22 protein-coding genes and 2 tRNA genes are annotated in these 19307 nt (G+C 54.6%); 10 read left to right on the forward strand and 14 right to left on the reverse strand.

Annotated elements, in window-relative coordinates; translation table 11 throughout:
* Positions 1–149 precede the first annotated feature (149 nt).
* The 4 genes from ACFSO0_RS04470 to ACFSO0_RS04485 form a co-directional block, all read right to left on the reverse strand.
* The gene (locus ACFSO0_RS04470) at positions 150–965 is read right to left on the reverse strand and encodes a tyrosine-type recombinase/integrase (RefSeq protein WP_376876937.1); all 816 of its coding nucleotides are present in this window, start codon (positions 963–965) and stop codon (positions 150–152) included.
* A gap of 133 nt (positions 966–1098) precedes the next feature.
* Positions 1099–1174 (reverse strand) — tRNA-Val (locus ACFSO0_RS04475).
* A gap of 43 nt (positions 1175–1217) precedes the next feature.
* A tRNA-Ile gene (locus ACFSO0_RS04480) sits at positions 1218–1294 on the reverse strand.
* A gap of 426 nt (positions 1295–1720) precedes the next feature.
* Positions 1721–2308: a phosphatidylglycerophosphatase A family protein gene (locus ACFSO0_RS04485; protein ID WP_376876940.1), complete on the reverse strand. Its 588-nt coding sequence runs from the start codon at positions 2306–2308 to the stop codon at positions 1721–1723.
* A gap of 210 nt (positions 2309–2518) precedes the next feature.
* Here ACFSO0_RS04485 and ACFSO0_RS04490 point away from each other — a divergent pair, with 210 nt between their 5' ends.
* On the forward strand, positions 2519–3223 hold the full coding sequence (locus tag ACFSO0_RS04490) for an alpha/beta hydrolase (protein WP_376876943.1): 705 nt from the start codon (positions 2519–2521) through the stop codon (positions 3221–3223).
* A 2-nt stretch (positions 3224–3225) separates the two neighbouring features.
* Here ACFSO0_RS04490 and ACFSO0_RS04495 read toward each other — a convergent pair whose 3' ends face one another.
* Positions 3226–3384: a hypothetical protein gene (locus ACFSO0_RS04495; protein ID WP_376876946.1), complete on the reverse strand. Its 159-nt coding sequence runs from the start codon at positions 3382–3384 to the stop codon at positions 3226–3228.
* 160 nt (positions 3385–3544) lie between these two features.
* On the opposite strand from ACFSO0_RS04495, the gene ACFSO0_RS04500 reads away from it, so the two are divergent.
* Positions 3545–4054 carry a YjcG family protein gene (locus ACFSO0_RS04500; protein ID WP_376876949.1) on the forward strand — a complete coding sequence of 170 codons (510 nt, stop codon included), beginning with the start codon at positions 3545–3547 and terminating at the stop codon, positions 4052–4054.
* Positions 4055–4139: 85 nt separating this feature from the next.
* Positions 4140–4589: a GNAT family N-acetyltransferase gene (locus tag ACFSO0_RS04505; protein ID WP_376876952.1), complete on the forward strand. Its 450-nt coding sequence runs from the start codon at positions 4140–4142 to the stop codon at positions 4587–4589.
* An 85-nt stretch (positions 4590–4674) separates the two neighbouring features.
* On the opposite strand, the gene ACFSO0_RS04510 is transcribed toward ACFSO0_RS04505, so the two are convergent.
* A complete protein-coding gene (locus ACFSO0_RS04510) occupies positions 4675–5523 on the reverse strand; it encodes a PHP domain-containing protein (protein WP_376876955.1) in 849 nt (282 codons plus the stop codon).
* A 107-nt stretch (positions 5524–5630) separates the two neighbouring features.
* Here ACFSO0_RS04510 and ACFSO0_RS04515 point away from each other — a divergent pair, with 107 nt between their 5' ends.
* The gene (locus ACFSO0_RS04515) at positions 5631–5993 is read left to right on the forward strand and encodes a hypothetical protein (RefSeq protein WP_376876958.1); all 363 of its coding nucleotides are present in this window, start codon (positions 5631–5633) and stop codon (positions 5991–5993) included.
* Here ACFSO0_RS04515 and ACFSO0_RS04520 read toward each other — a convergent pair.
* Together ACFSO0_RS04520 and ACFSO0_RS04525 are read right to left on the reverse strand one after the other, a co-directional pair.
* Entirely contained in the window at positions 5963–6883 is a 921-nt protein-coding gene (locus ACFSO0_RS04520) for an MBL fold metallo-hydrolase (RefSeq protein WP_376877175.1), read from the reverse strand. The two genes, ACFSO0_RS04515 and ACFSO0_RS04520, sit on opposite strands and share 31 nt — an antisense overlap.
* A gap of 51 nt (positions 6884–6934) precedes the next feature.
* Entirely contained in the window at positions 6935–7669 is a 735-nt protein-coding gene (locus ACFSO0_RS04525; RefSeq protein ID WP_376876961.1) for a YitT family protein, read from the reverse strand.
* Positions 7670–7909: 240 nt separating this feature from the next.
* On the opposite strand from ACFSO0_RS04525, the gene ACFSO0_RS04530 reads away from it, so the two are divergent.
* Entirely contained in the window at positions 7910–9286 is a 1377-nt protein-coding gene (locus ACFSO0_RS04530) for a hemolysin family protein (protein WP_376876964.1), read from the forward strand.
* Positions 9287–9371: 85 nt separating this feature from the next.
* Positions 9372–11720 carry an ATP-dependent helicase gene (locus ACFSO0_RS04535; RefSeq protein ID WP_376876967.1) on the forward strand — a complete coding sequence of 783 codons (2349 nt, stop codon included), beginning with the start codon at positions 9372–9374 and terminating at the stop codon, positions 11718–11720.
* Positions 11721–11855: 135 nt separating this feature from the next.
* On the opposite strand, the gene fabI is transcribed toward ACFSO0_RS04535, so the two are convergent.
* The 3 genes from fabI to ACFSO0_RS04550 form a co-directional block, all read right to left on the reverse strand.
* The gene (gene fabI, locus ACFSO0_RS04540; RefSeq protein WP_376876970.1) at positions 11856–12629 is read right to left on the reverse strand and encodes an enoyl-ACP reductase FabI; all 774 of its coding nucleotides are present in this window, start codon (positions 12627–12629) and stop codon (positions 11856–11858) included.
* Between the two features lie 92 nt (positions 12630–12721).
* Complete coding sequence (locus tag ACFSO0_RS04545; protein WP_376876973.1) at positions 12722–12877, reverse strand: hypothetical protein; 156 nt, start codon at positions 12875–12877, stop codon at positions 12722–12724.
* Positions 12878–12951: 74 nt separating this feature from the next.
* Entirely contained in the window at positions 12952–13674 is a 723-nt protein-coding gene (locus tag ACFSO0_RS04550) for a ZIP family metal transporter (RefSeq protein WP_376876976.1), read from the reverse strand.
* 233 nt (positions 13675–13907) lie between these two features.
* On the opposite strand from ACFSO0_RS04550, the gene ACFSO0_RS04555 reads away from it, so the two are divergent.
* A complete protein-coding gene (locus tag ACFSO0_RS04555; RefSeq protein WP_376876979.1) occupies positions 13908–14525 on the forward strand; it encodes a MerR family transcriptional regulator in 618 nt (205 codons plus the stop codon).
* A 124-nt stretch (positions 14526–14649) separates the two neighbouring features.
* Complete coding sequence (locus tag ACFSO0_RS04560) at positions 14650–15738, forward strand: HD-GYP domain-containing protein (RefSeq protein ID WP_376876982.1); 1089 nt, start codon at positions 14650–14652, stop codon at positions 15736–15738.
* A gap of 41 nt (positions 15739–15779) precedes the next feature.
* Here the strand turns inward: ACFSO0_RS04560 and ACFSO0_RS04565 are convergent, their stop codons facing one another.
* Entirely contained in the window at positions 15780–16454 is a 675-nt protein-coding gene (locus ACFSO0_RS04565; RefSeq protein WP_376876985.1) for a TerC family protein, read from the reverse strand.
* Positions 16455–16558: 104 nt separating this feature from the next.
* Here ACFSO0_RS04565 and ACFSO0_RS04570 point away from each other — a divergent pair, with 104 nt between their 5' ends.
* Positions 16559–17080 (forward strand): ADP-heptose synthase, encoded by a 522-nt coding sequence (locus ACFSO0_RS04570; RefSeq protein ID WP_376876988.1) that lies wholly within the window; start codon positions 16559–16561, stop codon positions 17078–17080.
* A 260-nt stretch (positions 17081–17340) separates the two neighbouring features.
* The gene (locus tag ACFSO0_RS04575; RefSeq protein ID WP_376876991.1) at positions 17341–17820 is read left to right on the forward strand and encodes a chemotaxis protein CheW; all 480 of its coding nucleotides are present in this window, start codon (positions 17341–17343) and stop codon (positions 17818–17820) included.
* Positions 17821–17955: 135 nt separating this feature from the next.
* On the opposite strand, the gene ACFSO0_RS04580 is transcribed toward ACFSO0_RS04575, so the two are convergent.
* Both ACFSO0_RS04580 and thpR read right to left on the reverse strand, forming a co-directional pair.
* Positions 17956–18624 (reverse strand): hypothetical protein, encoded by a 669-nt coding sequence (locus ACFSO0_RS04580; RefSeq protein ID WP_376876994.1) that lies wholly within the window; start codon positions 18622–18624, stop codon positions 17956–17958.
* Positions 18625–18672: 48 nt separating this feature from the next.
* Positions 18673–19269 carry an RNA 2',3'-cyclic phosphodiesterase gene (gene thpR / locus ACFSO0_RS04585; protein WP_376876997.1) on the reverse strand — a complete coding sequence of 199 codons (597 nt, stop codon included), beginning with the start codon at positions 19267–19269 and terminating at the stop codon, positions 18673–18675.
* Positions 19270–19307: the final 38 nt, after the last annotated feature.

Below are 19307 nucleotides of genomic sequence, written 5' to 3' on the forward strand. Positions count from 1 at the left end.
GTAAAAACCTGATATAGTGTTGTTGAGGCATTTTCAGCATCCTTTCCATTCTCCTTCGCTAAGTTGTCGCAAACCTAACGGTAGGAGGAAATATGGGTGCTGACAAGTGCCTTTTTTGTATTTGCCTTGAGCATTTTTACGCTGCAATATTAGGCATTTCTATTGTGCAATAAACAACACCCATTCATTAGCATCCTGTGAGCAAATGTATGACGAAATGTATGGGCTGATAAACGTACATCAGGAAAATTCATGATTTCTTTCAACCGTTTAAAAACACATTTAACCGCATTATCAGTTAGTTTTTTTCCCTCAACATCTGTAAACACATATTGCGGAACTTCACCAAATGTCTGCTCACAATAAACTCTGTACTCACACAGTTCTTTGATTAATTTTTCAGTGATCGGGATAGAACTTTGTTGTCGTTTCTTTCCAAAGACAATGATAGTACCATTTTTCAAATCGACTTCATTCCATGACAGATTAACCATTTCACCTAACCGAACACCTGTACCAAGCAGGAACACAATCATTGTATAGTCCCTATAAGCAAAGAATGATTTTTCACGCTGCTTCAATCGTCTGTAATAACCAAGCATTTGTTGAATATGCCGATCCTGAAATACTTCAATCTTAATGTCCTCTTTACCGTATCCAATTTTCTTTGATGGATTTTGTTTCTGAGTAATTACTTCGATTTCTTCAAGATAGTTAAAGAATATCTTGAGGACATGCAACTTACTGTTTCTGGTTGTGATATTGTTGTTTCGTTCCTTTTGGCAATACATAAGGTAATTCTTAACTGTGTTCGGAGTTACATCACTTACATCCACAATTTCCTGTTTGCCACAATAATCCTGAAACTCATTTAGGGTTGACATGTACGATTCAATGGTCTTCGGTGATAAGTTTTTAAATTCACGATCTTCACGGAAGTCCTTGATGGAAAACTTTAATAACATGCAAAAAAGCACACCCCTTTCAGTTTTTTGAATACTGAAAGAAAGTGTGCTTTCTTATAGAAAACGTGTTTGAGTGCGACCACTTATTTTTCAAAGTGTTTAAATCACTCTCAAACCCTTGATATATCATGTATGGTGATCCGGACTGGGTTCGAACCAGCGACCCCCACCCTGTCAAGATGGTGCTCTCCCAACTGAGCTACCGGATCATGGGATATGTATGTGATCGTAACCTGTTATGTACTCGCTTAATGGTGGGCCCTGTAGGACTCGAACCTACGACCAATCGGTTATGAGCCGACCGCTCTGACCAACTGAGCTAAGGGCCCGAATCGCACCGGACGTCGATCACATTTATTACTATACAGCATGCCTTTATGAATTGCAAGAGAAAAAACATAATTTCTTGTAATTTTTTTCACTCCCAGCAGAAGGTCAACAAAAAGTGTGGATGTTCAGGTTTTCTTTACCTTTCCCATCCGCGCATCTCACGAAGACAAACAAAAGCCATCCCCCGCTCCTGTCAGCATAACCGGGACAAGACGTTGCTTAGGTCAGTATTTCTGCCGCGCAACCCTTTTATCCGCTGCTGTTGATGCCCAGAGCAGGGAATGGCTCCTTTTCTCCTTCACAATGGGAACAAGTCACGTTTACGGGAACAAGTCACATTTACGGAAACAAGCTGCTTGCAAACGTGATCGCAACTTCACATGGACCACAAGTGGCGGCGGCATCCATCCGCTTAATCCCTTGCCTTAACCTGCCTGCTCTGTCCCTTCTCCACCCTCGTTCTCTACCTTCAGCTTGACAGACAGGGCTTCCAGGCGGGCTGCCTCTGCCTCCTGCTCATCGCGCATCCGGTGAGCCATACGGCTGGAAGCGTTGGCGGCCACGCTTGCTACCAGGTCGTCCAGGAATGTGTGCACGCGGCCTTCCGCGGATTTGGTGTCGAGGCGCTTGATGACGCCTACCTTGTGTTTGTCCAAATGCCCAAAGGTTGTCACTGCGATGCTGCCGTATCCGAAGACGGAGCCAAGGGCGAGTGTCTCGTCGCATCCGAACAGGCCTTCGTCTGAAGCGATGATCGATTGGAGGGGTTCGGACAGCAAGCCCTTTTCTGCGAGCGTATCCAACTCCACGCCAACCAGAATGGCGTGTTGCATTTCCCTTTTTTCCAGTACCGCTTTCACACTCTCGATGCATGCATCCATTCTCAGGTCAGGGTGGTACGGCGACTGCATGAGATAGACGATCTCCGCAATGTCCTCCACAGTGACTCCTCGCTCTTCCAGACGTGTGAGGGCGGCGTTTCTGACTTCGAGGCTGTGTACTTGCTTCTTCATATGAGAAAACCCCTTCCGCAAATCGAGTGAAGTCGTTTGTTACCATAGTATCATATGGTGACAAAATTGCGAATGTTTCAGTTGAAGCGTTTTGACCCCGAAATCCTCCCTGCCCGCCCCGCACATGACCTGCAGCGCATTCTCCCCTCGTGCGTGTCTGTGTGCTCCTGTATAATAGTCACCAGAACATCCTGTGAGGAGGACAAGCTTGTGACTCTTGAGGAAATCGTCTTGGACAGCCGGCATCTGGGGACGCCGGAAAAGCTGATCGTCTACACGCCGGAGCGCTACTCTCCGCTTTATTCCTATCCCGTTCTGTACGTGCAGGACGGTGAAGACTACCTGGCGATGGGCCGGATGGCATCGCTGCTGGACCGGATGATCCGGGAAAAGGATCTGCCGGACCTTTTGGCAGTCTTTCTTCCCGTTGACAAGCAAAAACGCCAGGCCCGCTACCATCCGGACGGCAGCGAGCATCTGGCGTACCGACGTTTTTTGGCCGAGGAAGTCGTCAGCTACATGGACACTCATTACTCGACGGAGACGCTGGGCAATGCACGAACGCTCGTCGGGGAATCGCTCGGGGGAGTCGTTTCGCTGTTTACGGCCTTGGCGTATCCGCATACGTTCGGGCAGATCGCGTGTCAGTCCATTGCCATGGACAGCGAGCTAAACCGCCGGGTTGCAGAGACCGTGTTTGCTGTGCCGCTGACGCTCTACCTGGAAATTGGCACAAAGGAGACGAATGTGGCCTCTGCACGCGGGCCGCTTGATCTCGTCCGGGCCAACGAAGAGCTGCGCGGCATCCTGCAGACGAAAATGGCCACCCTCGTCTATGAGACCTTCGAGGGTGACCATACGTGGGGCCACTGGCAGGCGAATTTGCCGCGTATGCTGCGTACGCTGTTTGGGTAAACTTACCGTGGCTGTTCTTCGTGTGGACCTTCGTCCTTCACTGGCGTGGCCAGCGCTTCCTCAAACTCCACTTTGCGGATCGCGGTGAGGATGGTGAAGGTCAGCACAGACAGCAAGAGAAGGACAAGAAAAATGAAAGTGATCATCATGGCCGTGTGCATGCTGTGCGGCACCTCCCTGCATTACACAGTGTTTCCTGCTTCGGAAGGAATATACGGACCCACGCATAACATTACACAAATGAAGAATTTTCTGTTAAAATAACACAGTAACACAAAGAGAAATAGATGCTTGCTAGATAGTGAAGGAGGAGTGGTTCTCATGATGTACAGTATCGTAGTATTCCCATCCAGCAAGGTGCAAGAGGTCGCCAACTCTTACCGGAAGCGTTACGACTCGGCTTATGCCCTGATCCCTCCGTACATCCGGTTGAAGGAAGGCTTTGAGCTGGATGAAGCCAAACTGCCGCAGCTCGTCAGTCACCTGGAGCAAGTCGCCTCCTCTACCGACAGCTTTACGGCTCACTTTCATCGGGTATCGACTTTCCATCCAACTACCAATGTCATCTACCTGGCAGTGCAAAATAAAGAACCGTTTGTCCAGCTGCATCAAAAAATCGCAGCCGAATGTGTCACTGAGAAAGAGACGTATGCGTATGTGCCTCACCTGACCATCGGCCGCGATTTGTCCGACGACGAGCTTCGCGACGTCACCGGCCAGCTGAGCATGGCAAAAATCGACCTGACGAGTGAAGTCGACCGCTTCCATCTGATTTACCAGCTGGAGGACGGCATCTGGAGCGTCTACCAGACATTCCTCTTGAAAAAATAAGTTTACCCACCGCAACGTTTTCGACCCTCCCTGTCGCCCATCGGCAGGGAGGGATCTTTTGCCCGAAAAAAGGACGTGCCATCTCATGAACAAAACGTATCAGATCCAGACCGTCCGCACGGAGAAAGAAATGGCAGATGCCCTCTCCGTGCGCAGAGCAGTCTTTATCGAGGAACAGCAAGTGCCGGAGGAGCTGGAGATCGACGAGCACGATGCAGCAAGCAGCGGGACCATTCACTTCGTCGCTTACGACGGCCAAACGCCGGTCGGGGCGAGCCGCCTGCGTCCGTACGCGCCTGGCGTGGGAAAAATCGAGCGGGTTGCCGTCCAGAAAACCGAGCGCGGCACCGGCCTCGGCCGGCTCATCATGCAAGCGATGGAAGAGGTGGCCCGTGAGCAAAACTACGAGACGCTGAAGCTGAACGCTCAGACGCACGCGCAGCGTTTTTACGAAAAGCTCGGCTATGAGCCGCACGGCGATGTCTTCGACGAAGCCGGAATCGAGCATATTGCCATGGTGAAAAAGCTGAAATGATCGGGCCTGTGCTTTCACAAGTGACATGACAAAGGGGCTGCCGTCTACAGGGACGGCAGCCTTTCCTTTGGGTATGTGGCTTTCCTTATTTCGCTTTCCTGTCCGCCGCAATCGCCCGCAGCCGCTCCACTGCCTCCAGCGAGGCGGTGTGAGACCCGAGCATGGCGTGAAAAGGCTCTTCACCGCGCCAGCCGTGGAAGTCGGAGCCGCCTGTCATGACAAGGCCGTGCTCGTTTGCCCAAGCGGTATAGCGCGCGCGCTGCTCGGCATCGTTGTCCGGATGGTTCACCTCAATCCCGTCCAGGCCAAAGGCGATCAGCTCCTGCACCAGGTCGTCGGCGTCGTACAGGCCCGGATGCGCCAGCACCGCAGCGCCTCCCGCTTCCTTGATCAACGTGATCGCTTCCTGCGGGGTGATCCGCGGCGGGTTGACGTATGCCGCGCCTTCCTTGCCCAAGTATTTGGCAAACGCCTCGTCAATAGAGGATACGACGCCCAGCTCGACCAGTTCTTCGGCGATGTGAGGACGGCCGATGTTTTTGTCCGTGCCTTGCTTACGGCGGTATACATTTTCCAGGGTGATCGGGATGCCCAGCTCCTGAAGGCGTGCGATCAGCAGCTTGTTGCGCTCCTGCCTCGTCTCCCGCAGGCTGACCAACCGCTCCTGGAAGGCTGCGTCATCATACGGGACAAAAAAGCCAAGGACGTGAATATCCTGGCCTCTGCCCACCGAGCTGACTTCTACCCCCGGGATGACTTCGATCTCCAGTTCGGCTGCGGCCTGCATGGCTGCGGGAACGCCGGCTACCGTATCATGGTCTGTGATGGCGACAGCCGCAAGCCCCGCTTCTTTGGCGAGACGCACGTTTTCCGCCGGGTCGCAGGTCCCGTCAGAGGCTTTAGTATGTGTGTGCAAATCGGCAATTTGATTCATGATGCTCCCACTCCTTCTTTTCTTTTTCTGCAAGTCTGAATTACGACCGACCAACATAGGATGTTACCAAACCCGATTACTTACAGGTTGTATCGAGGAGGATGTCCATGCGGTTAAAAAACAAAACCCTGACCGGTGTCGTGCAGCCGCTCTCCTATGTCGACAAGATGCTGAGACTGCAGGGCTTTCAACGATCAGGAGGGGACGCCACGCCCACATACGATGTCGTCATCTACGACTCCGCCAGCAGCAGCACGTATTTTTTGCGTATTCCCACGAACTTCGCGCACACGACGACAGGAAAAGGTGAGCTTACCGTCAAGCTGGGGCATCCCTATCTGGAAGCAAAATTTTATATGAACAACGCTCCCGATGAAGTCTTTTTCATCCCGAAAGCCGTCCGCGAAGCTGCCGAGCACAAGCTGGCCGAAATCGCAGACTACCTCTCTTCACCTTCCGCTCCATCCTGAACCAGATTCTCGTTTTTTCTCCACAACCAGCGATTCTGGACAAACCGATAGACAACCCTCTCCTGCCTCAGCAGGCCGACGAGATAACCCATGAACGCTGTCCGAAACAGGACAAAACTGGAGGCGTTCTCTATGGTAATGTGCAAACGCTCGCAAAGGCGGGCCAATGCTTCTTCCAGCGTGCTCTCTTCCCGCAGCAAGTCCTCGATCTCTCGATAGATTTTGCGATGCAGATCGATGTTCTTGGATACCGCTTCTTGAGAGGAGGTGGTAAACGGCCCGTGTCCGGGCACGTATCCTTTGTACCTGGATGCCAGCAGTTTTTCCAGACTTGCGATGGTCTCATGTGCATCAACGAGGAACGGCAATTTGTGTTTTTCCAATATTTCTTCACCCAAATAGCTGTCGGCAGCGAAGCAGATGTCATCGCAGACGATGCCTGCCTGCTGCCAGCTGTGACCCGGCAGAGAAAGGATGGTAAACGGCACTCCGGCGATTTCGATATCACCCTCCGGCGGAAGGAGATGGTCCACCCGGGAAGATGGGGCCAGCAAAAACTTGTTTCGCAAATCGGCGGGCGGCTCCGCTCCCATGTTCAGGTAGATCGGCTCGAGAATCGGATAGCGGATGATCGCTTCCTCCAACGGCGGCGCATACACCTGCGCTTCTGGCCAGCATCCGAGCAAGTAAGAATTGCCGCCGAAATGGTCGGCGTGAGCATGTGTTTGAATAATGGCGCACAAGGGCTGGGCAATCGCGTCCAGTCCTTTTTTCAGCTTCTTGGCGGTTTGCGTATCGAGGCCGGAGTCGATCAATATCGCCCCCTTCTCTCCGATCACCAGGCCCACATTCACGTGACCGGGAAAATAGCCGACTCGTTCATTGATCATCTGCGGCGTATAGGCTGACAAGGCAGGTCCCTCATTTCCTCTGTTTCCTATTTATTTTCTCCACATTTTCCCGCATCCCTTCCCCTGCTCTCGATTGCGCGAAGTGATCGGCACAGCCGCTTGCCTTTTCGCGGTGCCGCCCTTACGAAACACGACGCGCCCGGCCTTGAGCGAGGAATTGCGCAGCGGTCCGACCACAGTATACGGCGGCCCAGTCCGGCCAATCCCGCAAAGCAGATGAGTGGCAGCGGCCACCGCTGAAATCGTGAGAAAGGAAAAGAGCGTCCGCTCTGCGCCGATCGCCTGCAACGAGCTGACGACAATCAGTCCGTCGATGAAGAAAATGAGCAAAGCGACCGGGATGCGGGAGCGCCTGGCGAGAAATTGCGCGAGCAGGTCCGTCCCTCCCGTGTTCGTTTCGTAAGCGAGCATCAGTCCGATCCCTGTCCCGATCAGGACGCCGCCCGTGACAGCGGAAGTCGCAGTCGTCCAATGGTTCCACTCGCGCATGACGGACAGGATGTCGATGAAAAAGGAGGAGATGAGCATGCCATGAAAGCTGTGGTAGAAAAGCCTGCGATCACGGAAAAACACCACGAGGTAGACAGGGATGCTGACGAGAATCATCACGAGACCGGCCGGGAGCTTCAAATAGTAGGTTGCGAGCAGCCCGATCCCGATCATTCCCCCGTCCATCAGCTGATGCGGCACCAGAAACAGATTTACGCCGACAGCCACCAACAGGCTGCCAGCCAGAATCGCAGCCGTTTTTGCCAACCAGTACATGCCCTCCCCTCCCTTCGGACAGTTGCTCGTTTATGTGTATGAACAAAATACTGCAGCTATGTCCAACGGCCTGGAGAGTGTGTATGAACAGGTCGGAACGTTTTGACTGTTCAGTTGGCCAGTTGGTATACTATCCAATAATACGGAAGCTGCGAATGTTTGCCTGCTTTCTATCGTACATTGGAATTACCATTCTCAATCAGACGGAGGTGAAATCTCCACCTTTCGCACTGCGGGAGGATGGAGGTCTGCTTGGAGAGTCCGATAGGGGAGCTTGCGGTGAATCTGCTGCTTGTGCTGTTTTTGGTATTTCTGAACGGTTTCTTCGTCGCAGCAGAATTCTCGTTGGTTAAAGTCCGCCAAACCCGTTTGACCCAGCTCGTCAGCGAGGGCAACGTCAAGTCCGCCCGCCACGCGCAAAAGGTCACCCGGCAGCTGGACGCCTATCTGTCTGCCTGCCAGCTCGGCATTACGCTGGCATCGCTCGGGTTAGGCTGGGTTGGTGAGCCTGCAATCGCCCGTTATGTCGAACCTGTACTGGCATTTGTTCACTTGCCTCTTTACCTGGTAAGTCCAATCTCGCTTGCCGTTGCCTTTGCAATCATTACCTTTCTGCATATCGTACTGGGAGAGCTGGCTCCGAAATCGCTTGCCATTCAAAAGGCCGAAGCGACTTCCCTGTGGACAGCCGGACCGCTGATATTTTTCTACCGGATCAGCTACCCGTTGATCTGGCTGCTCAATGGCGCGGCCAATCTGTTCATCCGGCGGCTGGGCATCGAGCCTGCCTCTGAAAATGAGACGGCGCATACCGAGGAGGAAATTCGCCTGCTCGTCACCCAGAGCCACAAGAGCGGCCACATCGACCAGGATGAACTGGCGCTTGTCGATAATGTGTTTGATTTTTCCGAGCGACTTGCCCGGGAAATCATGATTCCGCGCATTGACATGATCTGTCTGTACGACGACAACACGTTCGCGGAAAACCTGGAGATCATGCGCGCATCGCGCCACTCCCGCTTCCCCGTCGCGCACGAGGACAAAGACCGGCTGATCGGCTTCGTCCACACGTCCGATTTTTACCTGTCTGCGCTGACGACGGGCAAAGCGGAACTGAAAGATTTCCTGCGTCCGCTGCTGACCGTGCCGGAGTCTATGGAAATCAGCCATGTGCTGCGGCTGATGCAGAAGCGGCGCTCCCAGTTGGCCATCGTCATCGACGAGTACGGCGGAACTGCCGGCCTGTTGACGATGGAAGACATTCTCGAAGAAATCGTCGGCGACATCAAGGATGAGTTTGACGACCATGAACGCCCCGAGATTGAAGAGAGCGCGAACAACGCGTTGTCCGTTTCCGGAAAAACGCTTTTGACAGAGCTGAACGACTACATTACGATTGAAATTGTATCCGATGAAGTCGACACGATCGCAGGATGGCTCTACAGCCAACTGAACGAAGAAGTCGGAAACGGGAAAGCCGTCATGTTCCAGGGCTACCTGTTTACCATCAGCGAGCTGGAAAATCACCGCATCACACGGGTGAGCATTACCTACGTGGGCGAAGAAGACCCGGCCTCCATCCCGGAAGACACGGTGCTGCTGCACGCGCCGTCCTGACCGGAACAACCAGGCGCTGGCAAGTGTCCCCTGAAGACAAGGGGACACTTCTTTTTCACCCTACCCATGAACCTGAGGTGTCCTGATGATCCTTGCCTTATTCGACAACAAACCTATCGCGCTTTTGCCAGAGAACTATCATCGCATCCCCTTCTTCCGGATGGCCGCACAGCAAGACCGAATCCGCTGCGCTGCCTGTGCATCGCCGCTTCGCCTTGTCGCAGGCATTACCTTTGAACCATACTTCGTCCACGCACAGGAAGGGTCGTGTCCGGGCGTCCCCCTGGAGCAATCGCCTGCGGACTGGCTAAAGGCCACGGAAGAAACGGCTGCTGCGACCGCCTTGGCAGAAGAGGCGGACAAGCTCGAGGCTGCAGGCGAAGATGCCGAAGATGCGGTGATGATCGGTTCCTTTCGGCTGCCGAAAAAACGGGCGATTGGCAGTACGGTCACCGTCCCCCCGCCAGCCGTGAAGCCGCCCCACTTTCGCAAGCGGCTGACACCCAAAAAGACGATTCAGCATCTCGCGGAGCAAAAGTTCCATGAACCGCTGCACCCCGGCCAGCAGCGCGCGGTCCATACGACAGAGGGTCCCTTGCTCATCCTGGCTGGTGCCGGCAGCGGCAAGACGCGCGTCATGACAGCCCGCACCACCCACCTGATCCAGAACCTTGGCGTGGAGCCGAAGCGGATCATGGTCGTCACGTTTACGACCAAGGCGGCAGAGGAGATTCGTCAGCGCATCGCCCGGCAGCTTTTGCCCGGCCAGGCGCGGGAGCTGGTCGCCGGGACGTTCCACAGCATTTTTTACCGGATGCTGCTGCACCATCAGCCGGGCCGCTGGGACCCACAACGCCTGCTGAAAAAGGAGTGGCAAAAATGGCGGCTCCTTCGGGATACAGGCGCCTTGCTCGGCCACGAAGACCTGCTTGCGCTCAAGGAAAACGAAGCGTTCGATGCTCTGGGTGTCGTCAGCCGCTGGAAAAACGAATACATTCTGCCCCACGAGGTCACGCTCCGGGAGCCTGCAAACGAAACGGAGCGTCTGGCCCAGCAGCTCTACCCGCTTTACGAGGAAGCGAAGAAAAAGCACAACTGGTTCGACTTCGACGACATGCTGATCGGCTGCTACGAGATGCTGCAGGAGGACACCCAGCTTCTGCGCCGCTACCAGGAGCGGATCGCCTACGTCATGATCGACGAGTTTCAGGACATTAACCGTATCCAGTACGAGACGGTCAAGCTGCTCGCCGCTCCCCGGAACAATCTGTGCGTCATCGGCGACGACGACCAGTCCATCTACGGATTTCGCGGCAGCGACCCGCAGTACATACTGGGCTTCACCAAAGATTTTCCCGAAGCGAAGACGATCACGCTGGAGGTCAACTACCGCTCCCACTCCGCCATCGTCAGCCTTGGCTATTCGCTGATCGTCCACAACCGCGAGCGCTGGGAAAAGGAATGCCGCTCTTTCCATCGGGAGGAGGGCGACACGTACTTGTTCGAGCCGGAGGACGAGGAAGAGCAAGCCTCCCGCATCGTCGATGAAATCGTCCGCCGCCGCGAGCTAGGCATCAGCCTGGGCGAATGCGCCATCCTGTACCGCACGAACGAATCGGCGCGCCCCATTCTCGAGCGGTTAAGCGAAGCAGGCATACCGTTCCACTACACGCAGGAGGAAGATTCCTTCTACCAGCGGCAGACGGTGCGCTGGGTCTTGCACTATTTGCGTCTCGCCGTCAATCCGGACGACACGGACGCGTTAAAGGAAATTTTGCCTACGCTCTACATTTCCCACGAGATGTGGAACACGCTGCGCAGTCAGGCCATTCTGGAGGACCTCCCCATTCTCCACGTCCTGCCCCGTCTGCCCCAGCTCAAGCCGTATCAGCGCAAGCATCTGCAGGCTGTCGCCGACATTCTCTCCTCCTGCCGGGAATGCTCCCCTGCACAGGCGCTGGAGCTGATTTATGAGGACGGAAAACTTCGCGATTATTTGAAAAAGCGGGCGAAAAACCGGGAGGACGGCAAAGACCGCTGGGCGGACGAGCTGCAGCAAATACTCGCAGCGGCCAAACGGCATCCGACCGTCGCCGATTTGCTCCGCCACTTCGAGCAGATGGCCACACGGGAAAAGGAGTGGCGCACGCAGCGGCCACTCCCGGAGGAAGCAGTACACGTATTGAGCATTCACCGGGCAAAAGGACTGGAGTACGACCACGTCTTTCTGCCGGATTTGGTCGAAGGCGCGCTGCCGCACGAATACACGCTGGACGAACTGCGCAAAGGCGGCAGCGCGGCGCTGGAGGAGGAACGCAGGCTGTTATACGTCGCGATTACCCGTGCCCGCCGCAGCCTGTGCATCGGCATCCCCCGCGAACGCTTCGGCCGAAAAACCAGGGTCTCCCGCTTCATCGCTGAAATGGGCAGGTAAATATTGAAAGCCGCCTCCCATGTAAAGCAAAAATTCTTCCATATTCGTAATCAACGGAAACATTGCAAAGGCTCCCTTCCTCGCATCTACGTAGAGTGTGCGCAGGAAGGGAGCCTGATATGCATTTGCGCAAGATCAGCCGCCCATGATGTTGTAGCCGGCATCGACATGCAAAATTTCACCCGTAATGCCGCGGGACAGATGGCTGAACAGGAAAAGGGCCGTATCGCCTACCTCGGATTGGTCGATCGTCCTGCGCAGCGGCGCCTTTTCTTCGATTTCCTTGAGGACCGAGTTGAAATTGCGGATGCCCTTGGCGGCAAGCGTGCGGATCGGCCCTGCGGAAATGGCGTTGACGCGAATGTTTTCTTTGCCGAGGTCGTTTGCCAGGTAGCGGACGGAAGCGTCCAGAGCGGCCTTGGCTACCCCCATGACATTGTAATTCGGGACGGCTCGCTCGCCGCCCAAATACGTCAGCGTGACGATGCTGCCACCCTCTGTCATCAAGGGACGGGCGGCGCGTGCCACTGCCACCAGCGAGTAGGCGCTGATATCTTGCGCCAGCGCGTAGCCTTCCCGGGACGTATTGACGTACTCCCCTTCCAGCTCCTCCGTCTTGGCGAAAGCGATGCAATGCGCGAGCCCGTGAATGACGCCGACTTTTTCCCGGATGACGGCGAATGCCGCTTCGACTTCCTCGTCGCGTGTGACGTCACAATTGACCAACAGCGATTCCTTGCCCAGCTTGGCTGACAGCTCGGCCACATTTTCGCGCAGGCGCTCTCCCTGATAGGTAAAGATCAGGTTTGCCCCCGCCTTGTGCAGAGATTGGGCGATTCCCCACGCGATGCTGCGGTGGTTCGCCACCCCCATGATGACGATGTTTTTCCCCTCTAGCAACGTATTCATAGACGCATCTGCCCCCTTCCAACATATTCCACAATTATAACCGATCCTGTCCAAAGTGACGAGGGTTGGAAGGGGGGATTTGTGTCCTTTTTTTATTCGCCGCCAGTGGAATCTGTCGAAACTTTCGGCTGCTGGGTCAAGCTCCACCACGGCTCCTCTAACGGGTTGAGCGATGTCCCGCTTTCCGGGAATTCAGGCTGCAGGTTCAGGGATGCTTCTGTCATTGCCAGCTCTTGTGTGCGATCCATGCCTTCACGCTCCTTTCCTCGCCAGTCCTGTGCTGTGCGGATTCTTTCCTTAGACTGGCAAAAGACAGAGCCGCTTATGCATGCGTATGGTTCCCGCTCAAAAACGCAGCCAGGACCATGTAAGCGAGAATCGCCCCGAAAAAGTAGACGCCGAGCTGCGCCCTGCGCGCATGCTGGATGTACGGGACGAGATGGCTCGCCGAGACGTATAAAAAGATGCCGGTCGTGATCGCCAGCATCACGGGTGACCATTCTGGCGGAAACAGGCTTTCGGCTGCTCCCATGCTGCACGCGCCCGCTACCGTGGCGATTCCCAGAGAGGTAGCTCCCCACAACGCCTTGCGCCGGGAACGCGTCGCAGCGAGCAGCAAGGAGGCGACGGTCACGCCGTCCGGAATTTTGTGCAGCAGCATCGCCAGCAAGACCGATACCCCGACTTCCGCATCCATGCGCAGGCTCGCCATCAGCGACACGCCCTCTACAAAAGCATGCATCACAAACCCGGTCAATACGCCGATGACACCTGTCGAGCCGAGCTCTCCCCCTGCTTTGCCCGCCATTTCGAGGGCAAACAGCACAGTGAAGCCGACCAGGACAAAGGGCATCATCCGGTGATTGTCCCCCGCGAGCACGTGCGGCAGCAGATCGAGCAGCGTAATGGCGAGGAGCAGCCCAGCCCCTGCGCTGATCATGGCCAGCAGCGCCTCCTCCGACCAGGCGCGCAGACAGAGCAGGAGCCCGCCGATACTGCTGGCCGCAGCGGCAGACAACATGACAATCCAGAAAAACAGTGGCAACGGGAGACCCTCCCCTCCGCAAGACGGATAAGCATGGCATCTCTCCCATTGTACGCGCCTGTCCCGGTCATTATGAGCTGTCGGCAACAATCTGACAAAATATGCATGACTGTCCAAAACAGACGAAATCTCGCTAGTTTTTAGAACCTTTGTCGATTCTCTCTTTCCCGGAAAAAAGTGGTGCTATAATGAGTCCACCGGAATATCGAGAGGGAAAAAAGGAGTGATTCCTGATGAATGTACAAGTATGGATGGCTTCAAAAGAGGTGGCTGACCGCCTGGACGTGCACGTCCGCACCCTGCGAAACTGGCTGGACTTGTTCGTACCCGCTCACGAGCGGCTGAAAAATCCGCAGGGTCACTATTTGATCAGCGAAAACGGTTTTGCTCTCCTGAAAGAAGTAAAGCAGAGAAAAGACAGCGGAAACAACTCCTTGCGCGAAATTCAGCGCCAACTCGTCGATGAAGGGAAAATTCCGGCAGAAATGTTGTTGGCCGAGGAGCTCGCTGGCGCCGAAGAAACGGCCATCGCCCTTCCCGCGGCCGGCAAACTCGACACAGCCCTGCAGGAAATGGAAAAAAACGTACAAGAAACGCTGATCCAGTTCCAGAAAGAGCTGACGCAATTGACCTCGCTCAATTCCATGCAAACGACCATTTTGCAAAAGATTACCGATATTGAAGAAATGCAGGAGTCTTTGCGCCTGGAAATACGCCGCGTCACCTTTGAAATGGACCTGATGCAGCAGCGCCTGACGCGACGCAAGGAACGTTATGCCCGCCACGAGCCGCGCTGGTCGCTGAATCCGTTTCGCTGGTTTACCCGGTCCGATCGGGCGGCCGAGCAATAACGAACAAATGAGTAGTCACTCTCCTTTTCGTGTGCTATAGTGAAAATGTATAAGCGAAAGCGCATATTTACCTAATTTTTCCTACTATTCACAATTCAACTAGAAAAGGACTGGGACCGTCATTGTGAAAAAATTGCACATTTCCTCGGTTAAACCAGGCGATGTAGTAGCAAAGAGCGTTTTCCTCGAAAACGGGAACGTACTGCTCGGACACGGAGTCGAACTGACAGCCCGCTACATTGATCGGCTTGTTACATTGGGCATTGATACGCTTTACATAAAAGACAAACATACCGAAGACATCATTCCGGAAGAAGCGATACGCGATGAAACCCGCAAGGAAGCCGTCGAGGCTGTCTACAAAACCATGACGACCTTGATGGATCAGCCGCAGATCAAGCGCCGCACATCCCTGCCCGACTTTGGGAACACCTTTCAAAAGGTGTTTCGGGAGATCATCACGGATTTGAGCGGGCGCCCGGACATCCTCGTCAATCTCTCCCATCTCCACGTGCTGGACGGCTATTTTTTTCACCATGCCGTGAATGTGGCGGTGCTGGCGGGAGTGATTGGGCTTGCGAAGGGTTACAACCAGCAGCAATTGATGGATTTGGGCATTGGCGCGCTTTTATTCGATATCGGCATGACGCAGGTTCCCCAAGAGCTGTGGAGCAAAAAGATGGAGCTGAACGCAGAGGAGCGAAAGCGGTTGCGCTACCACACGGAGGACGGCTTCAACATCCTGCGCAGCCAGCACAATATATCGCTCGTCTCCGCCCACTGCGCCCTGCAGCATCATGAACGCTACGACGGCTCCGGTTATCCCAGACAGCTGGAGGGCCAGCAGATCCACGAATACGCGCGGATCGTCGCGATCGCCGACTTCTACGATGCCCTGACCTCTCCTCGACCTTTCCGCAACAGCTACACGCCGAGCGAAGCGACGGAATTTTTGTTTGCGGCCGGTAATTCCTATTTCGACATGGATTTGCTACGGCTGTTTTTGCAGCATGTTGCGATCCACCCCATTGCCTCCACCGTCCAGCTCAACACAGGACATGTCGGGGTCGTATCCCATGTCAATCCGCTGGCAGTCAACCGGCCGACGATACGAATCCTGCAAGAACCCGATGGCTCCCCCGTCGCCTGTCCTTATGAAATCAACCTGTGCGACAAAGAGTGGATGAGTGTGACCATCGTCAAAACGCTGTAAAGAAAAGCCGGGACGACAATCCGCTCGTCAGCTTTTGCTGATTACCCGGCATGGGCTTGTCCGCTGCGGCTTCGCTGCCAGTAGCCGAGCGCAAGCACTGCGGTCACAATGGCAATTTTTACAAAAACATCCATTCCTCGCCACCGAGACAGCCAGTCGGCGATCACCTCTTCGTTCGTAATCATGTTGGCCGCAGCCCAGGCGAGCACGGCCGAGCCCAAATAGACGAGCCACACAAACCGCTCCATGGCTTTGAGGATGAGCTGGCTGCCAAACACCATCAGCGGGACACTGATGATCAGGCCAAGGACGATCAGGATGATGCTGCCATTCGCGGCACCGGCGATGGCCAAAACGTTGTCCAGCCCCATCATCACATCCGCTACGACAATCGTTTTGACTGCCTGCACCATGTCCTCGCTCGACTCGATCTGATTCTCCCCGCCTTCCTCACGCAGCAGATTGTAGCTGATCCACAGCAAAATGACCCCGCCGACCAGGTAGAGGTAGGGGATTTTCAGCAGGTAGACCGCAAGAACGGTTGCAATGACGCGGACGATGACAGCCAGAAAGGTTCCCCACAGGATCGCCTGCTTGCGCTTCGCCTGTGCGAGCTTGCGGCACGCGATCGCGATTACGACCGCATTGTCTCCGCTCAGGACAATATTAATGGTAATAATGATCAGCAAGGTCGAAAAAAAGGCCGAATCAAACAATGAAGTTCCCTCCTATTCCATCAAAAACGGACCCATTCACTCCCTGCCCGGGGTTGTTGTCACTCCGGGAATTCAGTATGATGGTAAGGAGGAGGGTTGTCGAAATGTCGAAACAATTCGTTACCGAAGCGATTATGTTGGCCATTTACGGAGAGTTGATGTCCCCGTCGCAACCGGTAGAATACCTGATACCCGCATCGACAATCTATGAATTGGACGAGTTTATCCAAAGCCCAGAACCTATCATGCCCTACTCTGCCGACGATCAGCACGTACGCAAAATCATGCAGGAGATGAGCCAGTTTTTCCATGATCCGTTTAACCGCAAGCGGCTGGAAAAAGGCCTGGTCGCACCTTGGTCCAAAGTGCCTTTCACTTTTCCCAACGGTGTGACGCTGACGGTCATCAAGGTGGAGGACAACGCCATGTGGGGAGAAATCTTTGATCCCGTCGAAACGCAGCTGTTGATCACTTCCATGCGATTTGAGGTCCCGCTGATTACCGACCAGCCGGATTATCAGGATCGGATTTTGGAATATACCGTACCCGTTCAATTTTACGATGTAGATGACTTTGAATTCGCTCTGGAACAGGGGATCTCCCTGTCCGAGCTGCAGGAGCCGTAGAAAGACTGCGTCAGCGCAAAGTCAGGGGAGATGGACTGCATGCATTTTGTGTGTCAGTCCTTTTTCTTTCGTAAGGCTATTGTTCGCGAAAAAAATGGCCTTTATATTGTCAAGTGCTGGGACCTTGCCATTATCCCTCTTTCACAGCAGTTCACAGCAGATCCAGCGCCCCGCTCCTGCATAAAAACCGTCCCTGACAAGGTTTGTCCATGGTACAATACGGGTATAAAATGGTAAGAGGATCGGGGAGGAATCACGCGATGGAACAAACGAAACAGCATTACGGATCACAGTGGGAGACAGAAGGGGCGACGAGCCAGTCTATCCTGTTTAAAATGGGGGATGAGTACTACGGGCTATCGATCTCGCTCGTAAAGGAAATTATCAAGCCGCTTCCGGTCACACGCTTTCCCAAATCTCCTCCGTACGTGGAAGGCGTTATCGATTTGCGCGGCCGTATCCTGCCGATCATCAACTTGCGGAAGATGTTTGGCCTGGAGCCTGCGCCGGAGACGGTCGATACACGCTTTGTCGATTTGCAGCTCGACGGGCTCAACGTGGGAATCATCGTGGACGCCGTTTCGGAAGTGATGAGCATTCCGCAGCATTTGATCGAGCCTGCCCCGCCAATCGTGGCGGGAGTGGAAGGCAAGTATTTGCAAGGGATCGCCCGATTGAACGACAAGCTGATCATGCTGCTGGATGTAGATGAAATTTTTGGACAGTGGAAGAAAAAATAGGCCGTAAAATAACCCAGTGCCACATTTGGCTGCTGGGTTTTTGCTTGCCTGCTGCGAGCGAATCGTTCCGGGAGATACGGCGCACAGACAAAAAAAGAGGACGCATCTGGCTGCCTCCCCATCGCATCCCCTTTTTCATTCCCTGCCGCCGCTTGCCAAATAGGCGTAGTTGACCCACACCATCTCTTCAATGCCCAAGATTTCCTTGAACAAATCGACCGAATCGTATAGCAACGAAGCACCTGTCTCCTCATCCACATCGGTCAACAGCTGCAGATCAAAGAGCGAGCGCAGCTGCTGCACCTGTTTCGGTCCTACGATCCGGGTAAAGGACTGCGGCCTGATTCTGGTGATCCCTTTGCCAACCTCCCGCCGATACCGCTCCGAACGCACTACCCGATCCAGGATGTCCTCATACTTTTGCCGTACTTCATCACTTTCCCCGATTCCTTCCTGCAGGTCAATGTCCGGATAGAGACGGCTGAATTCTTCTTCCGCCATCTCGACATCCAGCGAGTAGCTGATCGTGGCAGACGACACCTCGTAGCCAGCATCGAACAACCGGAAGCCCCAGCCGTTATCTTCCGCGTCATGAAACCAGAGCAGCGGCACGTACTGCTTCGACAGCTGCAGGAGAAATTGCAAGGTTTTCGATGTTTCCAGCCACTCGTCCTGCAGGAAGAAGGCGTTCCAGTCTCCGTTGACGTTTCTGTGGAAGTACGGCTGTTCTGTCCTGGACAAGGCAATCAGCACTTTCGGTTCGTATTTGCGTGGATAAAGAATGCCGGTCGTGAACTCACCCATCCGTTTTCCACCGCTTTCTGGAAGATCTCCCCGCTCCCTTCTTCCAGTCTATTCAGGCACCGCTTGTTTTTTGCAGTGTTCTTTATCAAACGTGCTCGTGTGGATCACCGTATGGACGGCTCCCTCCGGCTTCAGCTCGGACTGGAACAAATGAACGTGCCTGGCCTGCCAATGCGGCGGGTCTATCGCCAGGTAGCGCTCATTCCACTCTTGCAGAGGCAGCCCGCCCTCCTGTACGTGCGGCCCGCGTGCGAGCGTGATGTGGGGACGATAGCGCTTGCGGTCGTAGGACAGGCCGTCATGCAGGTCAAAGCGCTTGCCCAATAGCAGGTGCAGCTGCTTGAGCGGATTCGTCTGGCCGCGCAGGCCGAGCCAGAGCACGCGGGGATGCTCCGCGTGAGGAAAGGCGCCAAAGCCCCCGACCTTCAGCGAAAACGGGTTGATGATGGCGCTGACGATATCCATGTCCTCACAAATAAACGGGATGAGCGACTCTGGCACGTCTCCCAAAAAATGCAGGGTGAGATGAAGATTGTACAGCGGCTGCCAGCGATCGGCCACCACATCCTGCCGAAGCCTTTGCTGGACGTCAGCGATATAAGCCGCCGCATTTTGCGGGATGTCCAGGGCAACGAAAAGGCGCATGTTCACTTTCTCTCCTTCGGGCTGCGAGGTCGTCAGGC

It is taken from the genome of Brevibacillus sp. GCM10020057, assembly GCF_042683565.1.
Classification (GTDB): domain Bacteria; phylum Bacillota; class Bacilli; order Brevibacillales; family Brevibacillaceae; genus Brevibacillus.